Raw genomic sequence first — 12,540 nt, 5'->3', positions numbered from 1 at the left:
CTTTTAAACTTTTTTATGTAGTATACCACCTATATATTTACTTTTCAAGAATGAACTACCAAATTTAATATTCCCAAATAAAAAAATTTCTGAATTCAAAGAGAATCCAGAAATTTTGTCACATATTTATCAAACATATCATAATTAAGAGTTACGTATTTTTCTCTGGACTCCTTTCGTGTAAGAGTTAATCCTGCTTCTCGAAGAACTTTAAAGTGATAAGAACCTGCTGACTTATTAATTTTAACTATCTCTCCGATTTCACCACAACTTACTCCGCGATTTACCTTTTTTAAATATCTAATAATTTCTAATCTAAACGGGTCCGAAAGAGCCTTAAAAATTTTTATTCTTATTTCATCTTCTTGTTTTTTTGTCAGTTTAATAATCATAATACTATTATATCAACTCCAAAACATTTTATCAATTGAAGTTACTATCAAACTCTTTTCACTGCCCGATAAACTCCAGTCATTATCTAAAGCTGCTATGAGAAAATGATTGACGACGCATACTGCTCTGACAAAACAAGACATAGTGGTCAAGATGACCCCGTTGTTATGCACATCAATGGAAATAATGCTGCATTTTTTAAAGAAAACGGAGAATTTATTACTGCATATAAGCTCGAATCATACCAAAAAGATAATTTTATACGTATTGGTGAGTTAATTATAAAGAGGTGAACTAATTGGGTGTAGGTGGATATATTAATATCGGTATTGTTTTCAATAAAGACAATGATTTAGTTGAGACAATGGAGACTATTAGAGATTTTATAACTAAAAACGGTAGCGAATTTATAAGTGTGAAATATAGTAAAGATATTGATGGTGAGGTTTGGCTTGAACACGAAATTCAGAATAATAAAGTAGAAAAATCTTTTCTAAATGGCTTCTATACAACATTTGAATTATCTGGTTCATTCTTGGGGTTAAGCCTAGGAGAATTAAATCTTACAATTCAAAAAGAAAGCAACTATTTTGGCTTTTTATTTGGAATTGGTTGGGAATATATGTTTCCTAAAGATAGTGATGATGCTAATATACCAGTTATTAGAGAACATATAGTAAATACTTTAATTGAACTGTATAAGAAGGCTAGATATGCGTATTCGTTCGCTGGTCATGAAATTGAAATTGAAATGCAACCAGATGAATTTGAACACTTAATAAAGGATAACGATTCATACCCTGTTGCTGTTATTGGACAAAGTAATACATTAGATGTTTATTATGGGGCTATTCGCAGTTTTGAGTGGAATACCCCTTCATTTAACTACTAAGTGGTCTGTAAGTTAAATGAAGGGGTTACTCTCTAATAACTCTGTTACCTTTAAATTCAACCCACCTGCAATAAGATAGATCATCGTTATTAGGTTTTTGGTGAAGCGGTATCCTCTTGCTTGTCGTTTGGCAGCTTGAATTAATCCATTTGTTGCTTCGAGGATGCCATTATTGATACACCTCGTAAACCATTGAAGGATGCCATAACGATCCTTGTGTATACTTTTCGCCAACTTAACCATATCTGGAATTTGAGACCGTCTTGCTCAAGAAAGCCATTGATCTAAATAGGCTTCTGTTTCAGATATGTCTTTTTCCTAAAAACGCTGGAATGCTACTTTCAGTTGATTGGCTTTCGCTGTCTTTAAAAATGTAATCTGGATCTGTTACATCGAATTATTTCGCAACCTTTAATACACTTTCTTCTGCCAATACCTTTTGAACTGCCTCCAATTTTAACTCAAACGAATAACGTTTATAACTTCTTTGCTTGGACATGGAAATCACTCCTTTTAAGATTCATTATGGTCATGATTTCCGAATTTAAACTGTCAACTATAAGGGGTGCAATTTACAGTGACGTCCCAGATTTTTTCGAATATTGCTAGATTAGCAGTATAGAAGATTGTGTCTGCTCTATTGACCTGAAGATTCGTAAAGAAATAGAGAGAATGGAGAACGAGCTTCTCACTATCAAATATTTTACTTGTATTCAATAAATTACGAGGCGCTTTGAGGTGTCAGTGTGACCCAAATGGAAGGTATCTAATTTTTTGCATGATAAAAATGATATAATAAAAAGAAATTAATTAATGAACTGGAGGCGCATGTGAATGAAATGGTCTGAAGTACGTCATCATTTTCCAGAACGTTGTGTCTTAGTAGAAGCATTAAAATCGGAAACAAGAGGAAAAGAAAGAGTCATTGAAGAAATGGCAGTGATTGATGACTTTGAAAATGGGAATGCCGCATGGAAAGTGTATAAAAAATTACATGCAGAAAATCAAAATCGCGAATTATATATCTTTCACACAAATAATGAGGAAACTAAGGTAATTGAGCAGCCATATATAGGTGTGCGAAGAAGAGTATGAAATTTAAAATGGATGATCATTTACCTCTAGTTTCGGTTGAGATTGAATACAACGGAAAGAAAAAGACGTTTAGTAACGTACTACTTGATACTGGCTGTTCTTCAACCATCTTAGATACGGATTTATGCGAGGAAATCGGAATATTGCTTGATCTAGAAAATGCGATAACACGAAAGATGTACGGAATTGGCGGTACTGAAATTTGCATTGAACAAAAAGTGAGCGGTATGAATATAGATGAGTACCAACTGAATGATTTCATTATACAGCTCGGTGATGTTAGGGAGATGCATGGATTTGACGGAATCATAGGGAGTGATTTTTTTCTCATAAATAAATTAATCATTGACTTTGAAAATATGGAAGTAAGAAATAACTAGGTTAAGGTAAACGCTACTACATCTGTAAATATCTGTCATAACCATCCAAACCATGTGGAGTGTGTCTTGCATATGGTTTTAAAGGTGTAACCCCAAAATAAACATTTGCTAATCCGACTCTGATTTCGTGAAAAAAATCTTTTGCGAGTTCGGGGTCTTTTTCATATCAATCCCATGTACAATTAATATTTTCTCGTTCTTCTCTCCAAATAAGCAACTATTTTTTTAACTTCCAAAAAAAAGTGAAATACAGTTATTTTGAAGATAATTTTCTTCATGGTAACTAAATAGTAAAAGGAAGGGATAAACTGGTTCCAATCACATGATAAAGGAATAACCTAACAAACGTAAAATCCTAAAAGCAGTGAATTCATAGACCTCAGAAGTCTCAATCTGATATTACCCAAGATAGGAGAGTCAAATGGTACCAAAAAATTACATGCCTAGAGCGAGAAGATTCGTAGAGAATTGGTGCGAATGAAGAACGGGCCGTTCACTATCAAATATTTTACTTACATTCGACAAATTTCGGGTCGCTTCGGGGTGTCTCTTTTGCTACTTCAATATCCTCTCAATCCCTTGTCCAATAAAGTTTCAATCGTTTTTCTCCGATATTCTCTGTTCCCATTCAGTTATTCCTTGAACTATATCTGTGATAATTATATACTGAGTATGAAAAGTTATACTTATAAGAAAAAGAATACATTCGACAATGAAGAGGAAGGTGGATTCATAATGGAACATCCAGAAGGAAAACATATTTTTGGTACTGTGAAAGTGGGTACAAAAGGACAAATTGTCATTCCAAAAGAAGCAAGAGATATATTTAATATTAAGCCAGGAGACTCTCTATTAATGTTAGGTGATGAAAAACAAGGCATAGCATTAGTCAAACAAGAAGTATTCTTTGCATTTGCTGATGCTATTTTAAATTCGAAGCCTATAAAAGAATCAGATGAGGAATAGTTATCGAATTCAAAATTTGAATGAGAATCCACTATTCAATTAGGTTCTGCTTTTATTCAGAATACCTTATAAAAGAATAAAGGATGAAGAAGATGATAATTACTGGTGTTTTATTCCTGTTAATAGTGATATTGGTTGGATCTTATTTTTATACGAATATGACTTATATTAAGAAACCTTTAAAAAAAATGTACAATTCAGGATTTATTGAAAAACAAATAAAATTAAAGGATGGTACAGTATTAAACTATGGTAAAGGTCCAAGTAATGGAAAAACACCACTTCTATTAATTCATGGTCAAGGTATGGCTTGGGAAGATTATTCCAAAGTTTTGCCTAAATTATCACAGCATTATCATGTTTATGCTGTGGATATTTTTCTTTTGTAAATAAGCGAGGCTTGAACGTTAACAACTTATTATATAATCTTCCATAGTGTGCACAAACATTACGAACGTTCGATAATGTTTGCAACCAGCTTTCTAGGTATAGGTATGGAACATTGTAATACATTTTAGCGATGTGTTTTTTTACATCTTCGTTTAAATTTCGATATAGTTTGGATAAGAATCCAAAGGATGTTACTTCCATTGCCGCCCAAATAGGGATTTCTCCATGATAATTTTTATAATGATGTTGAATAAACAATTCACCTTTACGACTTCTTTTAATCAATGTATCCAATTCATCTAAAGAATCTTTATGAAACTTTTCATTAATAAAGTTTTCTTTGTCTTTATAGCCAAGAGGACCAAATTTATGAGCACTCTCATAGGAAATATGTGTTCGGAAAGCTATTTCAATGGTTTCTAATACTCCTAAAAGCAATAATCTTAATTTTCGGTCAAATTCGTATAAAGAAAATAATGTTTCAAAGGATGAACCGCTAACATACTGCTCTTTATTTAACGGATTTTTAAGAGTAAGTCCGTAAGCTGTAAGTCGATAATAATTGATCCTTTGTAGTGTTTTTTCAGCATTGTCAGAATTCTCTATATGTAAATTTCTGCTTTTAAATAATTCCACTTGTTCCGTATATGTAGTGGGTAATTTAACTTTTGGAATATCTTTTTCAGAATCCAACGTAACATTTCTCCTTGAATAAATAAAATGACCCACCTTGGTCCGCATTGTTAAGAGGCGTGGTGGGTTCTGTTACTAATAGCATATACCTTGGGGCCATCTTTGTCAACGAATTGAAGTGAATACGCTTTATAATGTTTTCGTGTATATAGCATGTAGGGATAAAGGATAAAGGTAAAAGAGTACTATTAAAAGTTTTTGGATGTGCTACAAAATTAGTTTCAACGTTATATCTTAATTTATTTAAAACAGAAAAAGGTATAGAGACTAGGAAAAGTTATGAGATCCGCTCAAATATTAATGGCACAACACAAGCAGAATATGATCAAACTTTTTCACAAAAGTTCTTCAATCCTAGATATTTTAAGATTCTTTATTTGGTTGATTCGATACGGATATGTAAAGTATAACGAACTTTCTCTAAAAGTATTCGATTTGAAACATGCTATTTATAAGTGATTTTAAGTGTTAAATAATCAAGAAAAGATAACATAAACGTTTCTTCCAACGTAGAAATAAAACAATAAATAAAGAAAAAAAGAAAGTAGTATAACAAGTAATTTTTAGGATATAGAGCGGCAGCACAACAGAATGATCAGAAAAGAAATACTTTATTCTGTCATTCCGTACGTATCGCTTCGACACTAAAGAATCCGATAACAACGGAATCTACGGCTTTCGCCTATATGCCGTAGATTCCTGTCTTCTTTGCGGCAGGTCGCCGCATCGAACGAGCCGAAATGCTTAAAAGATAAAGAAAAAGAGGGAAATTCCTGGCTGTTGCCAGGAATCGTTTTCGCTCGCTTAAACATCGCTCTTTTTCCCCTAATAAACCACGTCTTTTTAGAGGCATCGAGCCTCTAAAAAGACGACTGTATGAAGAAAGAACTTTCATACAGAACGCTTTTTTATTTTTTGCCATGTCAAATAATAAAAAGCTATTTGCTAAACGGCTGCGGGCATCGAACCCTTGCCGTTTTTTTCTGTTTGTTTTCCTTTTCTATCCTTCCTTCGTTCTCCTTATTGTAACAAGTTCGCTTATGACAGCGGGAAGGGCGGGCGTTTTGGGAAAGAAAGCGGAAAAGCCAAGTGGGCTAAACAAGCGTAACCTTGCCAACTACGCAATGGAACGCTTGCTAAGTTATTGGGCTTTTCTCGATTTCTAACGAAAAAGTCCAGAAAGAAGGAACTTTTCTGGACTTTTCCTACCCAAAACTGGCAAGCGTGCTTCTTCGTCAGCACGCCCTTCCCCCTGTTTGCGCGAATTGTTGATCCTCTCTCAAACGCAGAAAGGAGAGAGGAAACATGAAAAAAGTATATGAAGTAGTACGCATTAAACAAGTAATCAAGGAAGTGGAGGGCGAGCAAAAATATATCATACGATCTCCTCAAGATGCAGCCATCGTTGCCGCAAAGTTTATCGGAGATGAAGACAGAGAAGTATTTTTCGTGATGTGTCTTTCTACCAAAAATGAAGTAGTAGCAGTACACCGCGCACACGTAGGAGGATTGAATGTCTCCTTGGTTATTCCGAGGGAAGTATTTAAAGCAGCCATTCTTAATAACAGTGCTTCCATCGTTGTGAGTCACCAGCACCCAAGCGGAGATGTAAATCCTTCCCTAGAAGATATAAGCGTAACTACAAGATTAGTAGAATGCGGGAAAGTATTAGGGATTGAAGTATTAGATCATGTAATCGTCAATGCAAAAGCTGATTATTACAGCATGAAAGAGCACGGGCAAAGGGAGAGCAATCTCCCTTTTTTTCTTCGGAAATCTTTTGATGTTACTGTTATTTTTTAATCAAGGAATAAAAGAAGAAAAGAACGTTTCTTCGAACGTAGAAACCATTCAATAAAAGAAGAAAAGAATAAAGAATTATGCCGAAGATAGCAGCACCTTTGTTTCCCGTTTTCGTGCTATTGTTCATTATTCACCAACTTTGGTGTGCTCAACGTATTCCATTAGCGTACCATCTGGTTGTTGCACCATCATATTGTACCCTGTCGACACTTTCGTAATATCCTGCAGGATTACGGCTCCATTATCCAAAAGCCAAGTCTTATAAGCGAGAACATCATCTACTAAAAAAGACAAAGCGATATTTCTTACAGCTGCCAATTTTTCATCCGTTTCCGCTTATAAGCAGAAGTTGGCCAACAACGGCATTGTTTAATTCCCTTTCAGCATAATGAAATCTTGTTCCTGCATTGGTTTGAAGTAGTTCTTCGTAAAAAGGAAGGGTTTTTTCCAGGTCATTTACATAAATAGGCGTTAAAATTTTATAGATTTGCATAATCGTGTTTCCCTTTTTAAAATAAGAAATTTGAATGTATGATTTTTTCTCATTGTACTGCAGAAAATGAGAAAAAGGCGAAAACTGTTGTTTTTCGCCTTTTTGTATGTACCATATTAACCAAAATTGCACATTAAAAAATAGTCCCTTTAATAACCTAAAAATGGTAAAGTGAATATTAGGAAATAGAACGAAAGGAATGAGTCAATGAAAACAAAACAATTAGACATTATTTTTTCGAAAGATCAATCTTTTGCTGATGAAAGAATAAATATTAAGGTTATAGGGCTACTTCCTAATCAAAAAATAAAAATAGAAGCCTCGACAGATAATTATCAGTGTATCAATATTCCAATACAACATTCATATGGTGTTTGGAATTCTTATGGTTATTTTATCGCCAATGATGAAGGAGTAGTAGACTTATCAAAACAGATTCCGATTGATGGAAGTTATAATTATTGTGATTCAATGGGGTTATTTTCTTCGATGAGTCAATATGAAGTTAATAAAAATCTAAATATCCCCACAAAACTAGACTCTATAAATGTTTTTGAAAGTTATTCTGTAACTTTCACTCTCACTATAGATAATGAAGTTGTATGTCAAAAACCTTGTTTAAGACTATTTAAAGATAGTAATGTAAAGGTCACCACAATTGACAATGAAAACCTTACAGGCCGATTATTTATAAACACTTCTTTAAATGAGATTAAACCTTGCATTATTGTACTTAGTGGTAGTGATGGAAGAATTGAAAAAGCTCAGATGATAGCTTCGTTATTGGCTTCTCATGGATTTCACACCCTTGCATTATCCTATTTTGGCCTTGATGGTTTATCAGAAAACTTATCAGAGATTCCAATAGAATACATAGAAAATGCTATTTCTTTTTTACAGTCACACCCTAAAACACAAGGAAATCAAATATATCTTTATGGACGTTCAAAAGGTGGCGAGATGGCTTTATTAGCCGGAACTTTATTTCCTCAAATAAAAAAAATCGTTGCTAATACACCTAGTTGCTATGTTTACGAAGGAATTTCTAAAAATAAAAAAATGTCTCGTCATTCTTCATGGACTTTTAAGGGAAGTGAAATACCTTACGCAAGGATCTCAATGAAAGCATTGTGCTCTTTTCTTTTAAAAAAACTTTTATCTTGGAAAACTGTAAATCTTATTGATTTATACGATTTTGTATTAAAAGATAAAAAGAATCTAAAAGCTTCTATACCTTTAGAAAAAATTAATGGGGATATCCTGTTCTTATCTTCAGTAGATGATGAAATATGGCCATCCTTCAAGCATTGTAATATTGCTGAAAAATATCTAGATAAATATAATTTTATTCACAGGTATGAACATTTTTCCTATCAAGATTGTGGTCATTTTTTGACAATTCCATTTCAAGCATACAGACCTAATAGAAAGAATAATATACAAGGTTTCAACCAATCTTGTGAGGATTCATGGATAAAGACTCTAAACCACTTTAATTCCAAGTTTGATAATTAAATATAACTTCATACTTAAATCTACGGGTTCTTCCATAAACGTGCCCGTTTGTTGAAGAAATAAAACATAAACAGTAATATCATTCTTCTTCAATTAGTTAAAGGATAATTATAACTTAATTTCATATTTCATTCGTTTTGCTGTCTCTATAGCAACTTCTTTACCATGTAGTGGAGAAATCAGATGAAAAGACATATTAATTCCTGCTGAAATCCCTCCAGAAGTTAAAAGTGAACCTTCATCACAAATTTAACACCACGTTGGACTGATACGTCAGGGACTTCCTGTTCAAATCTATCAATATCCATCCAATGCGTTGTTGCTCTTCTTCCATAAATTTATTGTCAGAAGGGAATTGGCAAATTGATACTTATGTAGATAAAAAACGATTTGGAGCTACTATTTTAAATGTACAGTAATTAAAAGTATCCTAAGCATACTTAAAAAGCTAGACTTAGGAAAACTCCATGAGTGGATCCAAGCGGTGATGTGACTCCTTCTATAGAAGATATAACCGTAACTACAAGATTAGTAGAATTAGGGATTGAAGGATTAGATCATGTAATCGTCAATGCTAAAGCAGATTACAACAGCATGAAAGAGCATTAGGAACTATAATAAAGAGAGAGATATCCCTTTATTTCGTGGAGTATCTTTCAGAAAAGTTATTATTTATCCTTAAACAACCAAGGAAGGAAGAAAAGAAGAAAACAACGTTTCTTCAAACGTAGAAAGCTAACAATAAAGATAGTACATAAACAAAAGGAATGCGCGGCAGCAACCAAGAGGGGTATCGGATGGGGAATCCTATCGCGGGTTATACCCATTTCCATTTTGGAACCTATCAAGAAATGGTGGCTAATTGGATCAATTAATGTAAGAGACCAAAATCATGTGGTTAAAGCTCTTCCTAATATGTTTCAAGTGACGTACTCGGACCAAGGAAGGGAGGCAATGCTCCAAAGTATTTTGAAGTAACCCTGCTAAACCGTGATAACCAGTGTTATTGTAGATTTGAAAAAAAGATGAACCGTTTATAAAAAGTTAAACCGTTTTGAAAAAAGTTGCACCGTACCCTTTTGGATATGGTTATCTAAAGGGGTGTTTTAAAGGAAAAGAGCATCTGAATATAAAGGTGAATTAATGAGCTGTTGAGTGACAATAGAGTTGTTCCGTTAAAGGGCCATATAGTTTGTGCGAACTGTTCCTGACTTAAATGAAATGTGGTCACACAATTTCGGTAAAGGTCAGGCAGTTTTAGATTTCTAAAACTGAAGGGGTTATGTCGAGGAGTCGAATGAGGAGGTAACGCTCTGAAAGGCTCCCCCTGCGTCGAATAGCACGCTGTTCAGTAAGGAAAAGCGTGTTTTAAGCTCGGCTAATAGGCGTGAGAATTTACCGTAACAGTCCGGCTGACGAAAGCCTACCCGATGGGGTGGTGTAAATCATGGTGCTTGGGTTGAACAAATAGGGTGAGAATGCGATGAAATAACATTCAAGGAAGAAAGAAAAGAAGAAAACAACGTTTCTTCTTTGGTAGAAAGATTCCTTGTGGAACCTTTCATTATTCTTTTAAATCATCCTTCTATTTGTTTCAGTTATTCTAGTTATTTCTAAAAAAATCTTCTTAGACTAGATATAGTTAAATAGCAATCTCTCTCGATTTCGATAACCAAAAAATAAAAAAGACTTTATACGAAGGCTTAATTAAAGCGAGAATCAACTAATTCAATCAATTTATCGGTCTCCTCTTCTGAAACCGTATAAATGGTGTGCGTATCTTCCGTTTTCATAAATGTATTTCTTTGTCCTTTTTCGCCTATCCATAAATACAAACTTTGGTGATTTTTTCTGTTGTAACCGATGTCCAAATAAAATTCGGGGTCAGCCATATTAACTATGCCAGCTTCTTTTACTGCATTTGGTAATATGCTTCGAAAGGCATCAATAGATTCTTTATCATCAAAAGTAATTTCATCAACACCTTTTGTTTTTGAAATGCTGACGCTATTAAAATCACTATTAATTGACAGTTTTTTATTGTTTTCCGTCTTAGTAGTTGGATTAACAGCAGTTTCAGTAGTGATATTTTCTTTCGGTTGACAACCAAAAAGAAGTGAAGATATAAAAGTTAAGGATAATGACATAAGAATAACTTTTCTCAAATCATATTACCTCCCAAAGTTTATTATTAGTATCATTCTCATTCTCATTAGACGAGTCAGCCCATCTAAATGTTTCTATGGATAAATTTCAACACAGAAAATCTAAATACCAAAAACAACAAAACTTTACGAAAACAGCCTTTCTTAATAAATCAACAATAAAATTTAACATAGCCTATAACAAAAAAAGGTAGCGTATTTTTAAGTGTGAAATACAGCAAAGATTTAAACGGTGACCATTGGGTGGAACATGAAATCGAGAATAATAGGATAAAAGAATCCTCAATGAATGGCTTTTCTTGTTTCATGGCAATGTAAAATAGAAAGGACATGAATTACACTACTCTACTTTTCCATCCAAAAGGAGAAGTTCCATATGCCATATGCTTAAGAAACAAAGGGAACGCGAGGAAAAAAGCTAGAGGAGTATCAGAAGGGGAACCTTGTCGCGGGTTATACTCATTTCCATTTTGGATCCTGTCAAGTAATGAAGGAGAATTGGATCACGCAATGCAAGGGACACAACCATATGGCTAAAGCTCTTCCTATCATGTTTCTATGGAAGCATTCGGACAAAGGAAAAGAATAATAAAGTCATTGAAAAGATAATAAAATTATTAAAAAATAGAGCCGATACTAAGTAACTTAGTGTAGGCATTTTCCATTCGTCGGGAAAATTAAGAATTAAAAGGGTTGATAAAACAACAGGTTAAGTGTAAAATTACACTAAATGATACCGAGGAAATATAAAGGTGGTTTAAATGAGGAAGAAAATTTGGATTGTATTATTCGTTGTATTTATTTTGATAGGAAGTCTAATTGCTTACATAAAATTTAAAGAAAAAAGTGTTGAAGGTAGTGTAATTAACTATTTGACAACCGAAAAAAACATTTCTAAAAAGGATATTATCTCTAGTGGATCGTTTATAGCGAATTTAAGTGGAAATAAAAATTTTATGGTTGGTATTAAACTAAAGAATGATGATAAAACGTATTTTTATTATAAGGGTAATGGGAAAATTATTTTAGAATCTTATACAGAAAATGGAGTAGAGCATGTGGAAAATAAGCAAATGTAGATTTGAAATAAAGTTGAATGATTTGCTGTGACTTTTAATTGTTGATTATTAATTGGAGGTGAGAATGATGATAAAAGCTAATGTTCTTATAATTGGAAGTATCATTTTAGCTACCATATTAGGAATATTTGGTCAGGGAATTGCTTATTTTTTGAATGAAAATATTATAGAAATTCACCCTATATACTATTTAACTGCCCTAACAATGATAAGTGTTTTCTTGTATTTAGTCACACCTGTATTAACATATATAGTTATTAAAAAACAAATAATTGAAAAAGGTAGATTTGGTGTATATACCCTTGTTATTAGTACCATAGGTCTACCGACTTCCTTTTGGTCATTATTTGTTTTAGCAATGTGGTGGGGTTAATGTAAGAATTAGCAGTATAGAAAATGATCAAAATTATTCTATTATTCATTTTTCGATTTTTAACCTAAGAATTCCAAAATTATTACGATAAACCCTTCTGATAATTTGTGTTTTTGGAAGGGCTTAGGGGGCTTTTTAATTGGAAGTAAAACTGGAAATAAATACAAAATAATCGATAGCTCTAATGAATCTAGTGTAAGGTAATAGAAAAATAAAAATTTTTCTGATTGTGTTTAGATGAAATCATCATGCTCTAAAATATTTTGAAGAAACCATGGTACCTGGTGATAACAAGTATTATAA

At 33.2% G+C, this 12,540-nt stretch carries 15 protein-coding genes and 3 pseudogenes; 11 read left to right on the top strand and 7 right to left on the bottom strand.

Annotated elements, in window-relative coordinates; all coding sequences use genetic code 11:
• Window positions 1-95: 95 nt before the first annotated feature.
• The gene (locus ACTXGU_RS14070) at window positions 96-392 is read right to left on the bottom strand and encodes an ArsR/SmtB family transcription factor (protein ID WP_443482157.1); all 297 of its coding nucleotides are present in this window, start codon (window positions 390-392) and stop codon (window positions 96-98) included.
• A 132-nt stretch (window positions 393-524) separates the two neighbouring features.
• Between ACTXGU_RS14070 and ACTXGU_RS14065 the strand changes: the two are divergent.
• Together ACTXGU_RS14065 and ACTXGU_RS14060 are read left to right on the top strand one after the other, a co-directional pair.
• A pseudogene (locus ACTXGU_RS14065) lies at window positions 525-686 on the top strand (SAR2788 family putative toxin); the annotation flags it as partial.
• A 5-nt stretch (window positions 687-691) separates the two neighbouring features.
• Window positions 692-1,285 (top strand): Imm64 family immunity protein, encoded by a 594-nt coding sequence (locus ACTXGU_RS14060; RefSeq protein WP_443482156.1) that lies wholly within the window; start codon window positions 692-694, stop codon window positions 1,283-1,285.
• Window positions 1,286-1,297: 12 nt separating this feature from the next.
• Here the strand turns inward: ACTXGU_RS14060 and ACTXGU_RS14055 are convergent.
• Window positions 1,298-1,540: pseudogene (locus ACTXGU_RS14055) on the bottom strand (transposase); the annotation flags it as partial.
• Window positions 1,541-2,119: 579 nt separating this feature from the next.
• On the opposite strand from ACTXGU_RS14055, the gene ACTXGU_RS14050 reads away from it, so the two are divergent.
• From ACTXGU_RS14050 to ACTXGU_RS14035, 4 genes are all read left to right on the top strand, one after another.
• A complete protein-coding gene (locus ACTXGU_RS14050) occupies window positions 2,120-2,380 on the top strand; it encodes a hypothetical protein (protein WP_443482155.1) in 261 nt (86 codons plus the stop codon).
• The gene (locus ACTXGU_RS14045) at window positions 2,377-2,760 is read left to right on the top strand and encodes a retropepsin-like aspartic protease (protein WP_443482154.1); all 384 of its coding nucleotides are present in this window, start codon (window positions 2,377-2,379) and stop codon (window positions 2,758-2,760) included. The genes ACTXGU_RS14050 and ACTXGU_RS14045 overlap by 4 nt, the downstream gene beginning before the upstream one ends.
• Before the next feature lie 735 nt (window positions 2,761-3,495).
• The gene (locus ACTXGU_RS14040) at window positions 3,496-3,726 is read left to right on the top strand and encodes an AbrB/MazE/SpoVT family DNA-binding domain-containing protein (RefSeq protein WP_443482153.1); all 231 of its coding nucleotides are present in this window, start codon (window positions 3,496-3,498) and stop codon (window positions 3,724-3,726) included.
• A gap of 83 nt (window positions 3,727-3,809) precedes the next feature.
• Window positions 3,810-4,115, top strand: coding sequence for an alpha/beta fold hydrolase (locus ACTXGU_RS14035; RefSeq protein ID WP_443482152.1), 306 nt, complete (start codon window positions 3,810-3,812; stop codon window positions 4,113-4,115).
• Here ACTXGU_RS14035 and ACTXGU_RS14030 read toward each other — a convergent pair.
• Window positions 4,063-4,809, bottom strand: a complete 747-nt coding sequence (locus ACTXGU_RS14030) for an Abi family protein (protein ID WP_443482151.1) — start codon at window positions 4,807-4,809, stop codon at window positions 4,063-4,065. The genes ACTXGU_RS14035 and ACTXGU_RS14030 overlap by 53 nt on opposite strands.
• A gap of 1,305 nt (window positions 4,810-6,114) precedes the next feature.
• Between ACTXGU_RS14030 and ACTXGU_RS14025 the strand changes: the two genes are divergently transcribed.
• On the top strand, window positions 6,115-6,612 hold the full coding sequence (locus tag ACTXGU_RS14025) for a JAB domain-containing protein (RefSeq protein ID WP_443482150.1): 498 nt from the start codon (window positions 6,115-6,117) through the stop codon (window positions 6,610-6,612).
• Window positions 6,613-6,738: 126 nt separating this feature from the next.
• On the opposite strand, the gene ACTXGU_RS14020 is transcribed toward ACTXGU_RS14025, so the two are convergent.
• Together ACTXGU_RS14020 and ACTXGU_RS14015 are read right to left on the bottom strand one after the other, a co-directional pair.
• Window positions 6,739-6,930 (bottom strand): VOC family protein, encoded by a 192-nt coding sequence (locus ACTXGU_RS14020; RefSeq protein WP_443482149.1) that lies wholly within the window; start codon window positions 6,928-6,930, stop codon window positions 6,739-6,741.
• A gap of 4 nt (window positions 6,931-6,934) precedes the next feature.
• Window positions 6,935-7,105 (bottom strand): VOC family protein, encoded by a 171-nt coding sequence (locus ACTXGU_RS14015; protein WP_443482148.1) that lies wholly within the window; start codon window positions 7,103-7,105, stop codon window positions 6,935-6,937.
• Window positions 7,106-7,312: 207 nt separating this feature from the next.
• Here ACTXGU_RS14015 and ACTXGU_RS14010 point away from each other — a divergent pair, with 207 nt between their 5' ends.
• A complete protein-coding gene (locus tag ACTXGU_RS14010; RefSeq protein WP_443482147.1) occupies window positions 7,313-8,620 on the top strand; it encodes an acyl-CoA thioester hydrolase/BAAT C-terminal domain-containing protein in 1,308 nt (435 codons plus the stop codon).
• Window positions 8,621-8,728: 108 nt separating this feature from the next.
• On the opposite strand, the pseudogene ACTXGU_RS14005 reads toward ACTXGU_RS14010, so the two are convergent.
• A pseudogene (locus ACTXGU_RS14005) lies at window positions 8,729-8,952 on the bottom strand (DJ-1/PfpI family protein); the annotation flags it as partial.
• Between the two features lie 139 nt (window positions 8,953-9,091).
• Here ACTXGU_RS14005 and ACTXGU_RS14000 point away from each other — a divergent pair.
• Complete coding sequence (locus ACTXGU_RS14000; protein ID WP_443482146.1) at window positions 9,092-9,229, top strand: JAB domain-containing protein; 138 nt, start codon at window positions 9,092-9,094, stop codon at window positions 9,227-9,229.
• A 1,094-nt stretch (window positions 9,230-10,323) separates the two neighbouring features.
• Here ACTXGU_RS14000 and ACTXGU_RS13995 read toward each other — a convergent pair.
• Window positions 10,324-10,785, bottom strand: coding sequence for a hypothetical protein (locus ACTXGU_RS13995; RefSeq protein WP_443482145.1), 462 nt, complete (start codon window positions 10,783-10,785; stop codon window positions 10,324-10,326).
• A gap of 761 nt (window positions 10,786-11,546) precedes the next feature.
• On the opposite strand from ACTXGU_RS13995, the gene ACTXGU_RS13990 reads away from it, so the two are divergent.
• A complete protein-coding gene (locus ACTXGU_RS13990) occupies window positions 11,547-11,864 on the top strand; it encodes a hypothetical protein (protein ID WP_443482144.1) in 318 nt (105 codons plus the stop codon).
• A 64-nt stretch (window positions 11,865-11,928) separates the two neighbouring features.
• The gene (locus tag ACTXGU_RS13985) at window positions 11,929-12,237 is read left to right on the top strand and encodes a hypothetical protein (RefSeq protein WP_443482143.1); all 309 of its coding nucleotides are present in this window, start codon (window positions 11,929-11,931) and stop codon (window positions 12,235-12,237) included.
• The last annotated feature ends 303 nt before the right edge of the window (window positions 12,238-12,540 follow it).

Source organism: Niallia sp. 01092 (assembly GCF_052318935.1).
GTDB lineage: Bacteria > Bacillota > Bacilli > Bacillales > Cytobacillaceae > Niallia.
Note: the sequence above shows the minus strand (reverse complement) of the source record. Positions and strands in the feature narration are given on the sequence as shown.